14 protein-coding genes and 1 pseudogene are annotated in these 17,025 nt (G+C 59.7%); 11 read left to right on the top strand and 4 right to left on the bottom strand.

Annotated features, from left to right (window positions below):
- Positions 1-215: 215 nt before the first annotated feature.
- A complete protein-coding gene (locus tag ACM6JQ_RS13155; RefSeq protein WP_038360740.1) occupies positions 216-1,709 on the bottom strand; it encodes a CoA-acylating methylmalonate-semialdehyde dehydrogenase in 1,494 nt (497 codons plus the stop codon).
- A 77-nt stretch (positions 1,710-1,786) separates the two neighbouring features.
- Positions 1,787-3,136, bottom strand: a complete 1,350-nt coding sequence (locus tag ACM6JQ_RS13150) for an aspartate aminotransferase family protein (RefSeq protein ID WP_007914732.1) — start codon at positions 3,134-3,136, stop codon at positions 1,787-1,789.
- A gap of 138 nt (positions 3,137-3,274) precedes the next feature.
- Between ACM6JQ_RS13150 and ACM6JQ_RS13145 the strand changes: the two genes are divergently transcribed.
- The 7 genes from ACM6JQ_RS13145 to ACM6JQ_RS13115 all read left to right on the top strand — a co-directional run bounded on the left by ACM6JQ_RS13145 (position 3,275) and on the right by ACM6JQ_RS13115 (position 11,253).
- Positions 3,275-4,195 (top strand): LysR family transcriptional regulator, encoded by a 921-nt coding sequence (locus tag ACM6JQ_RS13145; protein WP_007914725.1) that lies wholly within the window; start codon positions 3,275-3,277, stop codon positions 4,193-4,195.
- A gap of 121 nt (positions 4,196-4,316) precedes the next feature.
- Positions 4,317-5,705 (top strand): uracil-xanthine permease family protein, encoded by a 1,389-nt coding sequence (locus ACM6JQ_RS13140; RefSeq protein WP_095114412.1) that lies wholly within the window; start codon positions 4,317-4,319, stop codon positions 5,703-5,705.
- Positions 5,706-5,793: 88 nt separating this feature from the next.
- The gene (locus ACM6JQ_RS13135; RefSeq protein ID WP_038360732.1) at positions 5,794-6,444 is read left to right on the top strand and encodes a TetR/AcrR family transcriptional regulator; all 651 of its coding nucleotides are present in this window, start codon (positions 5,794-5,796) and stop codon (positions 6,442-6,444) included.
- A 7-nt stretch (positions 6,445-6,451) separates the two neighbouring features.
- A complete protein-coding gene (locus ACM6JQ_RS13130) occupies positions 6,452-7,033 on the top strand; it encodes an IMPACT family protein (RefSeq protein WP_150709033.1) in 582 nt (193 codons plus the stop codon).
- A gap of 626 nt (positions 7,034-7,659) precedes the next feature.
- Positions 7,660-9,207 (top strand): ABC transporter ATP-binding protein, encoded by a 1,548-nt coding sequence (locus ACM6JQ_RS13125; RefSeq protein WP_095114411.1) that lies wholly within the window; start codon positions 7,660-7,662, stop codon positions 9,205-9,207.
- Between the two features lie 13 nt (positions 9,208-9,220).
- Positions 9,221-10,327, top strand: coding sequence for an ABC transporter permease (locus ACM6JQ_RS13120; protein WP_095114410.1), 1,107 nt, complete (start codon positions 9,221-9,223; stop codon positions 10,325-10,327).
- Positions 10,327-11,253 carry an ABC transporter permease gene (locus ACM6JQ_RS13115; protein WP_095114409.1) on the top strand — a complete coding sequence of 309 codons (927 nt, stop codon included), beginning with the start codon at positions 10,327-10,329 and terminating at the stop codon, positions 11,251-11,253. Before ACM6JQ_RS13120 ends, ACM6JQ_RS13115 begins: the two co-directional genes overlap by 1 nt.
- A gap of 58 nt (positions 11,254-11,311) precedes the next feature.
- Here ACM6JQ_RS13115 and ACM6JQ_RS13110 read toward each other — a convergent pair.
- Positions 11,312-11,747: pseudogene (locus ACM6JQ_RS13110) on the bottom strand (hypothetical protein).
- A gap of 83 nt (positions 11,748-11,830) precedes the next feature.
- On the opposite strand from ACM6JQ_RS13110, the gene ACM6JQ_RS13105 reads away from it, so the two are divergent.
- From ACM6JQ_RS13105 to ACM6JQ_RS13095, 3 genes are all read left to right on the top strand, one after another.
- Positions 11,831-12,181 carry a MerR family transcriptional regulator gene (locus tag ACM6JQ_RS13105; protein WP_095114408.1) on the top strand — a complete coding sequence of 117 codons (351 nt, stop codon included), beginning with the start codon at positions 11,831-11,833 and terminating at the stop codon, positions 12,179-12,181.
- Positions 12,182-12,203: 22 nt separating this feature from the next.
- Positions 12,204-12,890, top strand: a complete 687-nt coding sequence (locus tag ACM6JQ_RS13100; protein WP_086935984.1) for an SDR family oxidoreductase — start codon at positions 12,204-12,206, stop codon at positions 12,888-12,890.
- A 250-nt stretch (positions 12,891-13,140) separates the two neighbouring features.
- A complete protein-coding gene (locus ACM6JQ_RS13095) occupies positions 13,141-14,499 on the top strand; it encodes an 8-oxoguanine deaminase (protein WP_414893962.1) in 1,359 nt (452 codons plus the stop codon).
- Between the two features lie 51 nt (positions 14,500-14,550).
- On the opposite strand, the gene ACM6JQ_RS13090 is transcribed toward ACM6JQ_RS13095, so the two are convergent.
- Positions 14,551-15,642 carry a calcium:proton antiporter gene (locus tag ACM6JQ_RS13090; protein WP_007914697.1) on the bottom strand — a complete coding sequence of 364 codons (1,092 nt, stop codon included), beginning with the start codon at positions 15,640-15,642 and terminating at the stop codon, positions 14,551-14,553.
- A gap of 274 nt (positions 15,643-15,916) precedes the next feature.
- Here ACM6JQ_RS13090 and ACM6JQ_RS13085 point away from each other — a divergent pair, with 274 nt between their 5' ends.
- Positions 15,917-16,990 (top strand): BMP family ABC transporter substrate-binding protein, encoded by a 1,074-nt coding sequence (locus ACM6JQ_RS13085; RefSeq protein WP_007914696.1) that lies wholly within the window; start codon positions 15,917-15,919, stop codon positions 16,988-16,990.
- Positions 16,991-17,025 lie beyond the last annotated feature (35 nt).

Genomic DNA, 17,025 nt, shown 5'->3' with positions numbered 1-17,025 from the left:
GGCTTCGATGAACTGAAGCAACTCACTGCCGAAACCTATATAACTCATTGAATCTCAAGGAGTTTTCCGTTTCGACTGCGCCGGAAGTGGGGCGAATTATAGACATCTGAAATCTGCCGTCAACACCTATTTTCATAATTCTGTCACATCAGTCAAAAATCCCCGAAAACGCGAAGGCCGACCCCAAGGGGTCGGCCTTCGCTGCACTGCCCTACTTACAAGCTAGGAAAGGCGAACTGCGAAGCCTCATGGCTCGCCCGTTGCGGCCAGCGCTGGGTGATCGCCTTGCGACGGGTGTAGAAGCGCACACCGTCCGGACCATAGGCATGCAGGTCGCCGAACAGCGAACGCTTCCAGCCGCCAAAGCTGTGATAAGCCACCGGCACCGGCAGCGGTACGTTAACGCCAACCATGCCGACCTCGATCTCGTCGCAGAACAGGCGCGCCGCTTCACCGTCACGAGTGAAGATGCAGGTGCCGTTGCCGTATTCGTGATCGTTGATCAGTTGCATTGCCTCTTCCAGACTGTTCACACGAACGATGCACAGTACCGGGCCGAAGATCTCTTCTTTATAGATGCGCATCTCTGGGGTGACGTTGTCGAACAGGCAGCCACCGAGGAAGAAGCCTTCTTCATGACCGGCCACGCTGAAACCACGACCGTCGACCACCAGAGTCGCGCCCGCTGCCACGCCGTCATCTACGTAACCGCTGACTTTGTCGCGCGCCTGACCGGTCACCAGTGGGCCCATGTCCAGACCGCAGGAAGTGCCGGCACCGATTTTCAGCGCTTGGATCTGTGGAACCAGTTTCGCCACCAGAGCATCCGCCACCTGGTCGCCCACACACACAGCGACCGAAATCGCCATGCAGCGCTCGCCGCAGGAACCGTAGGCCGCGCCCATCAGTGCGCTGACCGCGTTGTCCAGATCGGCATCCGGCATCAACACTGCGTGGTTCTTCGCGCCGCCCAGTGCCTGAACGCGTTTACCGCGCTTGGTGCCTTCGGCATAGATGTATTCAGCGATCGGCGTCGAACCGACAAAGCTCAGCGCTTTGACTTCCGGCGCTTCGATCAGCGCGTCTACTGCAGTCTTGTCACCGTGAACCACGCTCATCACGCCTTTCGGCAAACCGGCTTCCAGCAGCAACTGTGCGATCAGCAGTGTCGAGCTTGGATCGCGCTCGGACGGCTTGAGGATAAAGCAGTTGCCGCAGACGATCGCCAACGGGTACATCCACAGCGGCACCATGGCCGGGAAGTTGAACGGGGTGATCCCGGCAACGATGCCCAGCGGCTGGAAGTCCGACCATGCGTCGATGTTCGGGCCGACGTTGCGGCTGTACTCGCCCTTGAGGATTTCTGGAGCTGCGCAAGCGAACTCGACGTTCTCGATACCACGCTTCAGTTCACCGGCGGCGTCTTCCAGGGTTTTGCCGTGTTCTTCGCTGATCAATTGCGAGATGCGCGCTTCGTTCTGCTCCAGCAGTTGCTTGAAGCGGAACATTACCTGCGCACGTTTGGCCGGTGGCGTGTTGCGCCAGGCCGGGAACGCTGCCTTGGCGGCATCGATGGCTTTCTGGATGGTTGCCTGGCTGGCCAGTGGCAGCTTGTGGATAGCCTGACCGGTAGACGGGTTGAACACATCAACTGCGCGACCGTTCTCGGTCACCAGTTCGCCATTGATCAAATGCGGGATAACGCTCATCGAAAAACTCCTGAATTCTTGTCCGCAGACGCCCACGAGGGGCGCCGGCTGTTTGTACTTATATATAGAGGGAAAAATCAGTCGAGCTTGTTCAGCACTTCGCCGACCGCATCGAACAGACGATCGAGGTCTTGCGGCTTGCTATTGAAGGTTGGGCCGAACTGCAGGGTGTCGCCGCCGAAGCGCACGTAGAACCCGGCTTTCCACAGGGCCATGCCCGCTTCGAACGGACGCACGATGGCGTCGCCGTCACGACCGGCAATCTGGATCGCGCCGGCCAGACCGAAGTTACGGATGTCGATAACGTTCTTCGAACCTTTCAGGCCATGCAGCGCGTTTTCGAAATGCGGTGCTACTTCAGCGACGCTCTGCACCAGATTTTCCTTTTGCAGCAGATCGAGCGCTGCCAGGCCAGCGGCGCAAGCCACCGGGTGCGCCGAGTAGGTGTAGCCGTGCGGGAATTCCACCGCGTACTCAGGGGTCGGCTGATTCATGAAGGTCTGGTAGATCTCGGAGCTGGCAATCACCGCGCCCATCGGGATCGCGCCGTTGGTGACTTGCTTGGCGATGCACATCAGGTCCGGGGTCACGCCAAAGGTGTCAGCGCCGAACATGTTGCCGGTACGGCCGAAACCGGTGATCACTTCGTCGAACACCAACAGAATGCTGTGCTGGTCGCAGATCTCGCGCAGACGTTTCAGGTAACCCTGCGGTGGCACCAGCACGCCGGCGGAACCGGCCATAGGCTCTACGAATACGGCGGCGATGTTCGAAGCGTCGTGCAGTTCGATCAGCTTCAGCAGTTCATCGGCCAAGGCGATACCGCCCTGCTCCGGCATGCCACGGGAGAAGGCGTTGCTGGCCAGCAGCGTGTGCGGCAGATGATCGACGTCCATCATCGCCTGACCGAACAGCTTGCGGTTACCGTTGACGCCGCCGAGGCTGGTGCCGGCGATGTTCACGCCGTGGTAGCCACGGGCACGGCCAATCATTTTGGTTTTGGTCGACTGCCCCTTCAGGCGCCAGTAGGCACGGACCATTTTCACCGCGGTGTCAGCGCACTCGGAACCGGAGTCGGTGAAGAACACATGGTTCAGATTGCCCGGGGTCAGCTCGGTGATTTTCTCAGCCAGCTGGAACGACAATGGGTGGCCGTACTGGAAGCCCGGCGAGTAATCGAGGGTGCCCAACTGCTTGGAGACCGCTTCCTGAATTTCCTTGCGGGTGTGGCCGGCGCCGCAGGTCCACAGACCGGACAGCGAGTCGTATACCCGGCGGCCCTTGTCGTCGATCAACCAGCTGCCTTCGGCGCCAACGATCAAACGCGGATCGCGCTGGAAATTGCGGTTGGCGGTGTACGGCATCCAGTGCGCGTCCAGCTTCAGTTGGCTGGCCAATGGCGACGGCGCGTTTTCAGGCATGTTCATCGGGCAAAACCTCGCAGGGCATAAGCGTCAGGGAGATAAAAAGCGTTGTTGCAGCTAAATTGCCACGCGGATAAAGTCGGTGAAATCCAACTCTTCTAACCTTCAGTTAGAACTTTGCTAAACAATGAGAACAATAAGATGAGCAGCCGCCGCCCCGATCCGCTGGCCCAGGTCAGTGACTTTGATATCCGCTTGCTGCGGATTTTTCGCAGCGTGGTGGAATGCGGCGGGTTCTCGGCAGCGGAGACGGTGCTCGGCATCGGTCGCTCGGCGATCAGTCAGCAGATGAGCGATCTGGAGCAGCGCCTCGGCTTACGTCTGTGCCAGCGTGGGCGCGCCGGGTTTTCGCTGACCGAAGAAGGTCGCGAGGTGTATCAGTCGGCGCTGCAACTGTTAAGTGCGCTGGAAAGCTTCCGCACTGAGGTCAACGGCCTGCACCAGCATTTGCGTGGCGAGTTGATCATCGGCCTGACCGACAACCTGGTCACCCTGCCCCACATGCGCATCACCCACGCCCTCGCGCAATTGAAGGAGCGCGGGCCGGATGTGCAGATCCAGATCCGCATGATTGCGCCGAATGAGGTCGAACAAGGCGTGCTCGATGGGCGCCTGCATGTCGGCGTGGTGCCGCAGGCCAGTGCGTTGTCGGGCCTGGAATATCAGCCGCTGTACAGCGAACGTTCGCTGCTTTACTGCGCGGTGGGTCATCCGTTGTTTTATGTCGATGACAAACAGCTCGATGACGAACGCCTTAACAGTCAGGACGCGATCGCGCCGACCTTTCGTTTGCCGGCGGAGATTCAGGCGCATTACCAGGCGCTTAATTGCACGGCCAGCGCTTCCGACCGCGAAGGCATGGCATTCCTGATTTTGACCGGACGCTACATCGGTTACCTGCCGGATCACTACGCCAGCCTCTGGGTGCAGCAAGGTCGTTTGCGTGCGCTGAAATCGCAAACACGTTTCTACGACCTGAGCCTCGCATCGGTCACGCGCAAGGGGCGGCGCCCTCATTTGGTGCTGGAAAGCTTTTTGGAGAGCCTGGCAGCAACGCGTTGAAAATCCTCCGAGGCCCGCCAGCGTTGGGCCTTGGCGACAAATTCGACCAATAACCTGAGCAAGTGGACAGCTTTTTGCAAAGCAGGATCAACCCCGATCCTTCAACAAGAAGCCCTAAGCCATGCAGCCAGATTCCGCACCGTCCAGCGACCTGATCTACGGCCTCGACGACCGCCCCAAACCGCTTGCCGCGACACTCGCGGCGCTGCAACACGTGCTCGCCAGTTTCGTCGGCATCATCACCCCGCCATTGGTGATCGGCTCGGCCCTCGGGCTGACCGCGCATTTGCCGTACCTGATCAGCATGGCCTTGATGGTTTCGGGCGTCGGCACCTTTATTCAGGCGCGGCGGCCGTTCGGCATCGGGGCGGGAATGATCTGTCTGCAAGGCACCAGTTTTGCTTTTCTTGGTGCGGTGCTGTCGGCGGGGTTTCTGGTCAAGCAACGTGGCGGCAGCCCGGAAGACATTCTGGCGATGATCTTCGGTGTGTGCTTTTTCGGCGCAATCGTGCAGATCGTCCTCAGCCGCTTCATCGGCCAGTTGCGCAGAGTCGTCACACCGCTGGTGACCGGGATCGTCATCACCCTGATCGGTATCAGCCTGATCAAGGTCGGCATCACCGATCTGGGTGGCGGCTTCAATGCGCCGGATTTCGGTGCGCCGGGCAATCTGGCGCTGGGCGTGTTTGTGTTGCTGACGATCATTCTGCTCAACCGCTCGAACACGCCATGGGTGCGCTTGTCGGCAATCATCATCGGTTTGCTGCTCGGCAGTCTGGCCGCGTGGTTCAGTGGGAAACTGGTGCCGCAGCCTTTACCTGACTTGCCACTGGTGAGTTTTCCTACACCGTTCAAGTTTGGCTTCAGCTTCGACTGGACGGCTTTCCTGCCGGTCGCGCTGATTTATCTGATCAGCACCATCGAAACCGTCGGTGACCTCACCGCCAACTGCATGCTCGCCCGTCAGCCAATCAGCGGCCCTTCCTATATAAGCCGCCTGCGCGGGGGCGTACTCGGTGACGGCGTGAGCTGCATGATCGCCGCGACCTTCAGCGCCTTTCCCAATACCACGTTTGCGCAGAACAACGGCGTGATTCAGTTGACCGGCGTCGCTAGCCGCTACGTCGGCCTGTACATCGGCGCGATCCTGTTTTGCCTCGGCCTGTTCCCGATGATCGGCGCGGTGCTGCAACAGATCCCGAAACCGGTGCTCGGCGGCGCGACCCTGGTGATGTTCGGTGCGGTGGCCGCTGCCGGCGTGCGCATCCTCGCGCAGTCGCCGCTGGATCGGCGCAGCATGTTGATCATCGCCACATCCTTCGGCGTCGGCCTGGGTATCGCCGCACAACCGAACCTGCTGCACTTGTTACCGAAACTGGTGCAGAACCTGTTTGATTCGGCGATCACCAGCGGCGGCCTGACCGCAATAATCCTTTGCCTGCTGCTGCCGGAGTCGAAAATCGAGGCTGCTGAAGCGCACCCGCCGCTGAACAAGATCGAACAGGCGTAACGGTTTTCTCGCTCAAACACTTGTCGGATGCCTGTGGGTGCGCTATCAACGCAACTGGTTGCACCCACAGACAAACCCGGAAGTGCCTATGACCTTTGAAGTCCCAGCCCATGGCGGCAAACCCGCCAGCCGCATTCGTCAGAAAAACGAAGAGACCATCCTCAAAGCCGCCGAAGACGAGTTCGCCCGTCACGGTTACAAAGGCACCAGCATGAACACCATCGCCCAGAATGCCGGGTTGCCCAAGGCCAACCTGCATTACTACTTCACCAACAAACTCGGTTTGTACGTGGCGGTGCTGAGCAACATCATCGAGCTGTGGGACAGCACCTTCAACACCCTTACCGCCGAGGACGATCCGGCCGAAGCGCTGACTCGCTATATTCGCGCCAAGATGGAATTCTCCCGTCGTCAGCCACAGGCCTCGCGAATCTTTGCGATGGAAGTGATCAGCGGCGGCGAATGCCTGAGCGAATATTTCAATCAGGACTACCGCGCCTGGTTCACCGGCCGCGCGGCGGTATTTCAAGCGTGGATCGATGCCGGCAAAATGGACCCGGTCGATCCGGTGCATTTGATCTTCCTGTTGTGGGGCAGCACCCAGCATTACGCTGACTTCGCCACGCAGATCTGCCGCGTCAGCGGTCGCAGCAAGTTGACCAAGCAGGACATGGAAGACGCCGGCAACAACCTGATCCGCATCATTCTCAAAGGCTGCGGCCTCACTCCTCCTCTATAAGACGTTTATGCCTTTCACCCTCAGCGGTTTTTGCGAGTACCGCGAAGAGATTCGCAAAAGCCGCTTTATCACCTTTGCCACGCCGATCGGCAGCCCTGCCGAGGCGCAGGCGTTCTTCGAGCAACACAGCGATTTCAACGCCTCGCACAATTGCTGGGCGTGGAAACTCGGCGATCAATACCGCAGCAATGACGACGGCGAACCGGGCGGCACGGCCGGGCGACCGATTCTGGCGGCGATCGAAGCGCAGGATTGCGATCAGGTCGCGGTACTGGTGATCCGTTGGTACGGCGGTATTCAACTCGGCACTGGCGGTTTGGCCCGGGCCTATGGCGGTGGCGCGAACAAGTGCCTGCAAACCGCGGCGAAGATCGAGTTGATCAGCCGCGTGCCGCTGAGTTGCGCCTGCGGGTTTGCCGAGTTGGCGTTGGTGAAGTTGCGGGTTGCGGACTTGGGTGGACTGGTTGTCGAAGAAAACTTCACGGCGAACGGCGTTGAGTTGAAGTTGGCTGTGGGGGAAGCGCAGATCGAGGTCTTGCAAACGCAGCTAGCCGATTTGAGTCGTGGGCGGATTTTGCTTCAACGATAAAAGATCAAAAGATCAAAAGATCGTCCGATCGCGGCCCGAGCGTTGCGCAGCTCCTACATTTGAAATGCGCTCTCCTGTAGGAGCTGCCGAAGGCTGCGATCTTTTAGGGCATGACCCTTTTCCGTTATTCCCCGGACTTGCCCACATCTGCTGTGCACCCGACTGTGGATAACCTGAGTACATTCCGCTGTAACCCTTCTGTCACGTGGCTTTGCGCGGTTTGTTCACTTTTCGTTCAATTCACTCGACGAAACGAAAATTTCAAACAGAAACAGTCAGTTAGCGTGGTTTATCACCATTAGAAGAAAGCACCGCAGTGCTTATGCCCAGGTTCGCAGCTTGCGCACAATAACTGTGGAGCAACCTGTGGATAACCCGTTCATGGCTGGCGCAGTCGCAGGTCCTGCCTAGTCCACAGGGGTTTGCTCGTTTTTTGATCAGTTGCCGACGGGCAAAACTGGAGCCCGATCAACGGCTTTGCTCTGAATTGGTGCCGTGAGCCCAGCCAATTTTGCAGGCAATGCTCTGCTTCAGGCACTCGCACACGCGGCCCGCTCGCGTTCCTGACTCAATGGCCAGGAAATTGCTTTATCCACAGGCACAACTCCAAGCAAGTCGAGCCTGCCATGCCAATCGCCCCTCTTACTTCGCGCCTGCAATTGCGCCATATCAGCAAACGCTACCCCGGTTGTCTGGCCAATGACGCCATCGACCTGAGCATCGCGCCGGGGGAAATCCATGCCCTGCTCGGTGAAAACGGCGCGGGCAAAAGTACCTTGATGAAAATTATCTACGGCGTCACCCAGGCCGATGCCGGCGAGATGCTCTGGCAAGGTCAGCCGGTGAATATCCGCAACCCGGCACAGGCGCGGCAGTTGGGCATCGGCATGGTGTTCCAGCATTTCTCGCTGTTCGAAACCCTCAGCGTGGCACAGAACATTGCCCTGGCAATGGGCGCTGCGGCCGGCACACCGAAACAACTGGAGCCGAAAATTCGCGAAGTGTCGCGTCGCTACGGTATGGCGCTGGAACCGGAAAGACTTGTCCACAGCCTGTCGATCGGCGAGCGGCAACGAGTGGAGATTATTCGCTGCCTGATGCAGGACATTCGTCTGCTGATCCTCGATGAGCCGACTTCGGTACTCACACCGCAGGAGGCCGACGAGTTGTTCATCACCCTGCGCCGCCTCGCTGCCGAAGGCTGCAGCATTCTGTTTATCAGCCACAAGCTTGGTGAAGTGCGCGCGTTGTGTCATAGCGCAACGGTTCTGCGCGGCGGGCGTGTCGCCGGACATTGCGTGCCTGCCGAATGTTCGGATCAGCAGTTGGCGCAGATGATGGTGGGCGAAGCGGCGGCGTTGATTGGCGATTATCCGAAGGTCAGCGGCGGCGCGGCGTTTTTGCGGGTGAGCGGATTGAGTTGGCACAACCCGGATCCGTTTGGCTGCTCGCTGAAAGATATCGACCTGGAAGTGCGCAGCGGTGAAATCGTCGGCATCGCCGGGGTCGCCGGTAATGGTCAGGATGAGTTGCTCGCCCTGCTCAGTGGCGAGCAAACCCTGCCCCGCGCCGAAACTGCGACCATTCGATTTGCCGAGCAAAACGTCGCCGATTTACGCCCGGATTCACGGCGCAAACTGGGTTTGGCATTCGTGCCTGCCGAGCGTCTCGGCCACGGCGCAGTACCGGAATTGAGTCTGGCCGATAACGCTCTGCTTACCGCGTTCCAACAAGGCTTGGTCAGCCACGGTTTGATCGAACGCGGCAAAGTCGAAGCCCTCGCCCGACAGATCATTCAGCGCTTCGGCGTAAAAACCCCGGACACGCATACCGCTGCGCGCAGCCTGTCCGGCGGCAACCTGCAGAAATTCATCCTCGGCCGGGAAATCCTCCAGCAACCGAAACTGCTGATCGCTGCGCACCCGACCTGGGGCGTCGACGTCGGCGCCGCCGCGACCATCCACCGCGCATTGATCGCTTTGCGCGATGCCGGCGCGGCGATTCTGGTGATTTCCGAAGACCTCGACGAACTGTTCCAGATCAGCGACCGCCTCGGCGCGTTGTGCGGTGGACGTTTGTCGGCGTTGCACAACACCACCGATACCCAACTCAGCGACGTCGGCGGCTGGATGGCCGGTCAGTTCGACCACGCCCCTTCAGCCGCCACGGTTTAACGGAGTTTCAAACATGCTGCTTTCCCTCGAACCCCGTGGCCAGCAATCGCGCCTGATGCTGTGGTGCTCGCCATTACTGGCGGCGGCGCTGACGCTCGGCTGCGGCTCGCTGCTGTTTATCGCGCTCGGCCACGACCCGCTGCAAACCTTGCACACGCTGCTGATCGCACCGGTCAGCGATTTGTATGGCGTCTCCGAATTGCTGGTCAAAGCGCTGCCGATTCTGCTTTGCGCGCTCGGTCTGGCGGTAGCGTACCAGGCGCGAATCTGGAACATCGGCGCCGAAGGCCAATTGCTCCTCGGCGCGCTCGCCGGCAGTGCCTTGGCGGTGAACATCATCGGCATGCAAAGTCGTTGGGCGCTGGTATTTATTCTGCTCACCGGCACCGTCGCTGGTGCGGCGTGGGCCGGGCTGACCGCGTGGTTGCGCACGCGCTTCAATGCCAACGAAATCCTCACCAGCATCATGCTCAATTACATCGCGCTGAACTTGCTGCTGTTCTGCGTGCACGGGCCGCTGAAGGATCCGGCCGGCTTCAACTTTCCCGAGTCGGCGATGTTCGGCGACGCCAGCCGTTTGCCGTTGTTGATGGAGGATAGCCGCGTGCATGCCGGGGTGTATTTCGCCTTGCTCGCACTGGTCGCGGTGTGGGTGTTGTTACAGAAAAGCTTTGTCGGTTTCCAGATCAAAGTGCTTGGGTTGGACAAGCGTGCCGCAGGGTTTGTCGGCTTTCGCGAGAAGCGGTTGATCTGGCTGGCGCTGTTGATCAGTGGCGGCTTGGCCGGGCTTGCGGGTGTCTGCGAAGTCACCGGGCCGATTGGCCAGTTGGTGCCGCAGGTGTCCCCGGGTTACGGCTATGCGGCAATCACCGTGGCTTTTCTTGGGCGCCTGAATCCGATCGGGATTCTGTTTTCCAGCCTGTTGATGGCACTGCTGTACATCGGTGGCGAGAGTGCGCAGATGAGCCTGAATCTGCCGCAAGCGATCACCCAGTTATTCCAGGGAATGATGCTGTTTTTCCTGCTCGCCAGTGACGTGCTGATCCTCTATCGGCCACGCCTGAATCTGCGCTGGGTGAAGCGCACTTCGACCACCGCCGTAACTGCCGGAGCGCTGTGATGGATATCGATCTGTTGAGCAATATTTTCTACGCCATGGTGCGTTGCGGCACACCGCTGTTGCTGGTGGCGCTGGGGGAACTGATCTGCGAGAAGAGCGGCGTGCTCAATCTTGGGCAGGAAGGGATGATGCTGTTTGGTGCGGTGATCGGTTTTATCGTCGCGCTGAACAGCGGCAACCTGTGGCTCGGTGTGTTGCTGGCGATGTTGGCCGGGATGCTGTTGTCGTCGCTGTTTGCCTTGGTGGCGCTGGTGTTCAACGCCAATCAGGTGGCGACCGGGTTGGCCCTGACGATTTTTGGTGTCGGGCTGTCGACCTTTGTCGGCGCGGCTTGGGTGGGTAAACCGTTGGCCGGTTTTGAGCCGCTGGCGATTCCTTATCTGAGTGAGATTCCGCTGATCGGGCGGATGCTGTTTGCTCAGGACTTGCTGGTGTATCTGTCGTTCGCGCTGTTTGCGCTGGTGGCGTGGGTGATCGTCAAAAGTCGTGTCGGGTTGATCATTCAAGCGGTCGGCGAAAATCCGGATGCGGCCAGTGCGATGGGGCTGCCGGTGTTGACCGTGCGCACGTTGGCGGTGCTGTTTGGCGGAGCGATGGCTGGGTTGGCCGGGGCTTATTTGTCGCTGGCGTATACGCCGATGTGGGCGGAGAACATGACCGCCGGGCGTGGCTGGATCGCGTTGGCGCTGGTGGTGTTTGCCAGTTGGCGGGTGTGGCGGTTGTTGCTCGGGGCGTATCTGTTTGGCCTCGCCAGCATCCTGCATTTGGTGGCGCAGGGATTGGGGCTGGCGATTCCGTCGAGTTTGCTGGCGATGCTGCCGTATGTGGCGACGATTGTGGTGTTGGTGCTGTTGTCACGCGATGCACTGCGTACGCGGTTGTATGCGCCGGTTTCGCTTGGGCAGCCTTGGCAGTCAGGGCATTGATGCGGTGATCTCACTGGCCCCATCGCTGGCAAGCCAGCTCCCACAGGTTTAGTGCTGATCACAAATTTTGCGCACTACTCGAACACTGTGGGAGCTGGCTTGCCAGCGATGAGGCCCTCACAGGCAACACTTGAGCGATGCCCCACGCCAGTTCGAAGACCAGGAAAACCAGCAAAATCGAACTGGCGCCGTGGAGCAAGGCATACGCCTGCCAAGCCGCAAACAGAAACCGCGCCACCGCGTCATAGCGTCCATAAAGCGCCTGCGGATCACGAATCCGCAGCACCGCCCACACGCACACCACCCGAGCCCAGCAGATTCGCCATCAACATATGCACAGGCTGAAACACCGGCAGCTCGCCGGGCAAATTCAGCGCGCTCAACAATCCGTGCACAGCGGCAAAACTCCACGGCGTGGCAAACGCCGCCGTGACGACCAGGTCATACCAGGCACTGCCGCGCACCACGTTGCGATATTGCGTTGAAGTCCACATCATCCATGCTCCAGAAATTTGAGGAGCAACCACGGTAAAGCCTGGAGTATGCTCCAGGGTCAATAGCCCTTTTGAGAACCAGCATGCGCATCGGTGAGTTAGCCCAGGCCAGTGCCGTCAGCCGTGACACCCTGCGCTTCTACGAGCAGCGCGGGTTGATTGCGGCGCAGCGCAGCGCCAACGGTTATCGCGACTATCCGCCGGAGATGGTGCAACTGGTGCTCTATATCAAAACGGCGCAACGCCTGGGATTTACCCTCGGCGAGATCGGCAACAGCGTCGCCGCGTTGTGGAATGCCCCCAATCCTGACAACGCCGTGGCGCAGTTGCTGCGCGACAAACTGCAACTGATCGAAACCCGCATGCGCGAACTCGACGCGCTGCGTCAGGAGTTGCAACTTCGCCTCGGTCAGGCCTGTCCATTGAATCCATGATCCTCATTCATCAAGGAAGCCCATCATGTCTGCAAAAAACGCACTGATCATCGGCGCCTCCCGGGGCCTTGGCCTCGGTCTGGTGAAAACCCTGCTGGCCGACGGCTGGCAAGTCACCGCCACCGTGCGCAATCCGCAAAACGCCGAGGCGCTGCAAGCGCTGGGCAAAGTGCGGATCGAGAAGCTCGACATGGACGATCAGCAAGCGGTGATCGCTCTGAGTCAGCAGCTCAAAGGCGAAACCTTCGACCTGCTGTTCGTCAACGCCGGGGTCAAAGGCCCGGCCGATCAGACCCCGGGCGGCGCGACTCTGGCTGAAGTCGGTCAGCTGTTTTTCACCAACGCGGTGGCGCCGATCAATCTGGCGCAACGGTTTGTCGGGCAGATTCGTGACGGCAGCGGTGTGCTGGCGTTCATGAGTTCCGGGCTGGGCAGTGTGACGGTGCCGGACGCGCCGGAACTGGCGTTGTACAAGGCCAGCAAGGCTGCGCTGAACTCGATGACCAACAGTTTTGTCACCCAATTGGGCGAGCAGAAAATGACCGTGTTGTCGCTGCATCCGGGTTGGGTGAAGACCGATATGGGCGGCGAAGGGGCTGACCTTGATGTGGAAACCAGCACCCGTGGATTGATTGATCAGGTGAATGCGTACACCGGCAAGGGCGGACATCACTTCATCAATTACAAGGGCGAAACGATTCCCTGGTAATTGATGATCCCCTGTAGGAGCTGCCGAAGGCTGCGATCTTTTGATTTTTTTTAAGATCAAAAGATCGCAGCCTTCGGCAGCTCCTACAGGGGTTATGTATTTTGGTGATGTTGTCCTGTCGGGTTGGGCTTGCCCGGTGTGGCAATTTGTTTGAAACTGCGCACCTCGTCCCTCGCGGCGACCCTGGATCAGCAGACAGGGCATCACTGAGCTGGCAACCCTGAACCCCATTTTCAGAGGAGCCGGCAACATGCCCGCGACCCGTACCTGGTTAAAAAATCCCCTCGCCACTTTCACTTCTAACGAGCTCGATGCCCGTGGCGGTCTTGTCGTGCAAGACGGTGTCATCGTCGAAGTCCTCGCCGCTGGCCAACAGCCGTCGGCGCCGTGCAATGCAGTGTTCGATGCCCGCGAGCATGTGATCCTGCCGGGCCTGATCAACACCCACCATCACTTCTATCAAACCCTCACCCGCGCTTGGGCGCCGGTGGTCAATCAGCCGTTGTTCCCATGGCTGAAAACCCTGTACCCGGTGTGGGCGCGCCTGACGCCGGAAAAACTCGCCCTCGCCAGCAAAGTCGCTTTGGCCGAACTGCTGCTGTCGGGCTGCACCACCGCTGCCGACCACCACTACCTGTTCCCGGACGGTCTGGAAAACGCCATCGATGTGCAAGTCGAAAGCGTGCGGGAGCTGGGCATGCGCGCCATGCTCACACGCGGCTCGATGAGCCTCGGCGAGAAGGACGGCGGTTTGCCGCCGCAGCAGACCGTGCAGGAAGGCCAAGTGATTCTCGACGACAGTCAGCGCCTGATTCACGAGTACCACGAACGTGGCGATGGCGCGCAGATCCAGATCGCCCTGGCGCCGTGCTCGCCGTTCTCGGTGACCCCGGAAATCATGTCAGCCAGCGCCGAACTGGCGAACAAGCTCGACGTGCGTCTGCACACGCACTTGGCGGAAACCCTCGACGAAGAGGATTTCTGCCTGCAGCGTTTCGGCCTGCGCACCGTCGATTATCTCGACAGCGTCGGCTGGCTCGGCCCGCGCACTTGGCTGGCCCACGGCATCCACTTCAACCCGGACGAAATCACTCGACTCGGCGAGGCGGGCACCGGTATTTGCCATTGCCCGAGCTCGAACATGCGTCTGGCTTCCGGCATCTGCCCGAGTATCGATCTGACTGACGCGGGTGCGTTGTTTGGTCTGGGCGTGGATGGGTCGGCGTCCAACGATGCGTCGAACATGATTCTCGAAGCGCGTCAGGCGCTTTACATCCAGCGTCTGCGTTACGGCGCCGAGAAGATCACCCCGGAACTCGTACTGGGCTGGGCGACCAAGGGTTCGGCGAGCTTGTTGGGCCGTACCGATATCGGTGAGATTGCCGTGGGCAAGCAGGCGGATCTGGCGTTGTTCAAGCTTGATGAGCTGCGCTTCTCGGGCAGCCATGATCCGATTTCCGCGTTGCTGTTGTGCGGCGCGGATCGTGCGGATCGGGTGATGATTGGTGGCAAGTGGCGTGTGGTCGATGGGCAGGTTGAAGGGCTTGATCTGAAAGGCCTGATTGCCGATCACAGCCAGGCGGCTCGGCAGCTGATCGCAGGTACCTGATCCCCCTCCCCATCTGATCGTTCCCACGCGGAGCGTGGGAACGATCAATCATCAGAGACCGAGCAGGGACAGCATGATGAAGGTCGCGAACAGCACGAAGTGCGTCATGCCTTCGATGGCATTGGTCTCACCGTCATTCAAGTTGATCGCACTAACGATCAGCGTGATGAAGATCATCACCGTCTGCACCGGCGTCATCGCCATCTGAAACGGCTGGCCGGTGTACAGGGCCATCGCCTCCATCACCGGCACCGTCAAAATCACCGTCGACAGTGACGCGCCCATCGCAATGTTCACCACCGACTGCATGCGGTTGGCCAACGCTGCACGCAACGCGGTCAAAATCTCCGGCGCCGCGGAAATCGCCGCCACCAGAATCGCCGTGATCACCGGCGGTGCACCCGTGCCTTCCAGGCCCAGATCGAGGGTCTTCGACATTACCTCGGCCAATGCGCCGATCACCACAATGCCAAACACCAGAATGCCGATCGACAGACCGATGCTCGGTGCTTTTGCCTGAGCGTCCTGCGGTTCTTTCTTGCGGCGTTTGTCGGGGTAGCTGTAGCTGAAAAAGTAACTGTGCGGGCCGACCTGCATGCGCAGAAACAACGCGTAAAGCACGACCATCGCGCCGATGGTGAACGCCGAATAAATCTTCCAGTTAGCCTCGGGAATAAACTCCGGCACCACCATCGACACGCCCATGGCGGTGAGGATCATCACGCTGTAGCTGCGCGCGGAATCGTCGTTGTACGACTGTTCGCCGTGCTTGATCCCGCCCATCAGCGCAGCGAGGCCGAGGATGCCGTTGATATCGAGCATCACTGCCGAATAGATCGTGTCGCGCACCAACGTGGGCGACGCTTCGTTGCTCATCATGATTGCCAGAATAACCACTTCGACCAGCACGGCCGCAAGCGTGAGGATCATCGTGCCGTAAGGGTCGCCGACTTTTTCCGCGAGCAATTCGGCGTGATGGGCGACGCGCATCGAGGCGGCGACGATGAAGGCGATCAGCACCAGACCGGCAGTCAGCGCGACGATCTGGCCGCTGTGCAGCATCCAGTGTTCCAACGGATAGGCAACGCACGCGGCGATAACTGCCAGCAGGAGAAAGCTTTCTTGCTTGAGTAGGGTGAGCATGGCGGGCCTTTTGCCGAAGAGAGCGAATGAGCTACTGACTGCGGAGCGGCGCTAACGTTTCGTTACACCTTAGCGCACCAAGCAATGGCGTGAACTCGCGGACTTGCACTGCGTTGGTCCGGGCGCTGAAAAGATCGCAGCCTTCGGCAGCTCCTACAGCTTGCGCATTCCCATGTAGGAGTTGCCGAAGGCTGCGATCTTTTTTGTTTGTTGTCCTGTTGGTCAGCAATTTGCATTGGCCCTGACCACACACAACAAAACGGAGCTCCAATTCATGCAAATACGTCCGCTGCACAAACTGCTGTGCGCCGCCCTCGGTCTGGGGATCAGCCTGAGCGCCAGCGCTGCCGATCCGCTGAAGGTCGGTTTCGTCTACATCGGCCCGATCGGTGACCACGGCTGGACGTATCAGCATGAACAGGGGCGCAAGGCACTCGCGGAGAAATTCGGCAATCAGATCACCACCAACTACGTCGAGAACGTCGCCGAAGGTGCCGACGCCGAACGGGTGATCCGCAACATGGCCAAGGACAAGTACGACCTGATCTTCACCACCTCTTTCGGCTACATGAACCCCACTGTCAAAGTCGCCAAGCAGTTTCCCAAGGTGACCTTCGAACACGCCACCGGCTACAAACAGGACAAGAACCTCGGCACCTATCTGGCGCGCACTTACGAGGGTCGCTACGTCGGCGGTTTTCTCGCAGCGAAGATGACCAAGACCAAAAAGATCGGTTACGTCGCCTCGTTCCCGATCCCCGAGGTGATCCGCGACATCAACGCGATTCAACTGGCCTTGAACAAATACAACCCCGGCACCGAGATCAAAGTGGTGTGGGTCAACTCGTGGTTCGACCCAGGCAAGGAGGCCGACGCGGCCAACGCGCTGATCGATCAGGGCGTCGACGTGGTGTTCCAGCACACCGACAGCCCGGCGCCGATTCAGGCGGCTGAGCGTCGTGGCGTGTACGCGGTGGGTTATGCCTCGGACATGGCGCACTTCGGGCCAAAAGCGGTGCTGACCTCGATCGTCAACGACTGGGCGCCGCACTATATTCAGGCGACGCAAAGCGTGATCGACCACACCTGGAAATCCCAGGACTACTGGGGCGGGCTGAAGGAAGGCACGGTTGAACTGCCGATCAGTGACTTGGTGCCAGCGCCGGTGAAAGCCGAGGCCGAGCAACTCATTGCCGACATCAAGAGCGGTGCGTTGCAGCCGTTTACCGGGCCGATCAAGGATCAGGCCGGCGTGGAGAAAATCCCCGCAGGCGTGAGCGCGACGAATGCGGAGCTGGCGTCGATGAACTATTACGTTGAAGGCATGAAGGCTGAGATGCCGAAGTAATTTCAGTCATACCACCATCCCTTGTAGGAGTGAGC

The sequence above is a fragment of the Pseudomonas sp. IT-232MI5 genome (assembly GCF_949767845.1).
In the GTDB taxonomy this organism is placed as follows: Bacteria; Pseudomonadota; Gammaproteobacteria; order Pseudomonadales; family Pseudomonadaceae; genus Aquipseudomonas.
The sequence above is the reverse complement of the archived record's forward strand: the minus strand, read 5'-3'. Positions and strand labels throughout refer to the sequence as shown.

Bases quoted from the DNA above. Each gene is read 5' to 3' on its own strand.
- ACM6JQ_RS13155 (WP_038360740.1), bottom strand. From the start codon at position 1,709: ATGAGCGTTATCCCGCATTTGATCAATGGCGAACTGGTGACCGAGAAC.
- ACM6JQ_RS13115 (WP_095114409.1), top strand. From the start codon at position 10,327: ATGGATATCGATCTGTTGAGCAATATTTTCTACGCCATGGTGCGTTGC.
- ACM6JQ_RS13095 (WP_414893962.1), top strand. From the start codon at position 13,141: ATGCCCGCGACCCGTACCTGGTTAAAAAATCCCCTCGCCACTTTCACT.
- ACM6JQ_RS13085 (WP_007914696.1), top strand. From the start codon at position 15,917: ATGCAAATACGTCCGCTGCACAAACTGCTGTGCGCCGCCCTCGGTCTG.
- ACM6JQ_RS13140 (WP_095114412.1), top strand. From the start codon at position 4,317: ATGCAGCCAGATTCCGCACCGTCCAGCGACCTGATCTACGGCCTCGAC.
- ACM6JQ_RS13105 (WP_095114408.1), top strand. From the start codon at position 11,831: ATGCGCATCGGTGAGTTAGCCCAGGCCAGTGCCGTCAGCCGTGACACC.
- ACM6JQ_RS13150 (WP_007914732.1), bottom strand. From the start codon at position 3,136: ATGAACATGCCTGAAAACGCGCCGTCGCCATTGGCCAGCCAACTGAAG.
- ACM6JQ_RS13120 (WP_095114410.1), top strand. From the start codon at position 9,221: ATGCTGCTTTCCCTCGAACCCCGTGGCCAGCAATCGCGCCTGATGCTG.
- ACM6JQ_RS13125 (WP_095114411.1), top strand. From the start codon at position 7,660: ATGCCAATCGCCCCTCTTACTTCGCGCCTGCAATTGCGCCATATCAGC.
- ACM6JQ_RS13145 (WP_007914725.1), top strand. From the start codon at position 3,275: ATGAGCAGCCGCCGCCCCGATCCGCTGGCCCAGGTCAGTGACTTTGAT.
- ACM6JQ_RS13135 (WP_038360732.1), top strand. From the start codon at position 5,794: ATGACCTTTGAAGTCCCAGCCCATGGCGGCAAACCCGCCAGCCGCATT.
- ACM6JQ_RS13090 (WP_007914697.1), bottom strand. From the start codon at position 15,642: ATGCTCACCCTACTCAAGCAAGAAAGCTTTCTCCTGCTGGCAGTTATC.
- ACM6JQ_RS13130 (WP_150709033.1), top strand. From the start codon at position 6,452: ATGCCTTTCACCCTCAGCGGTTTTTGCGAGTACCGCGAAGAGATTCGC.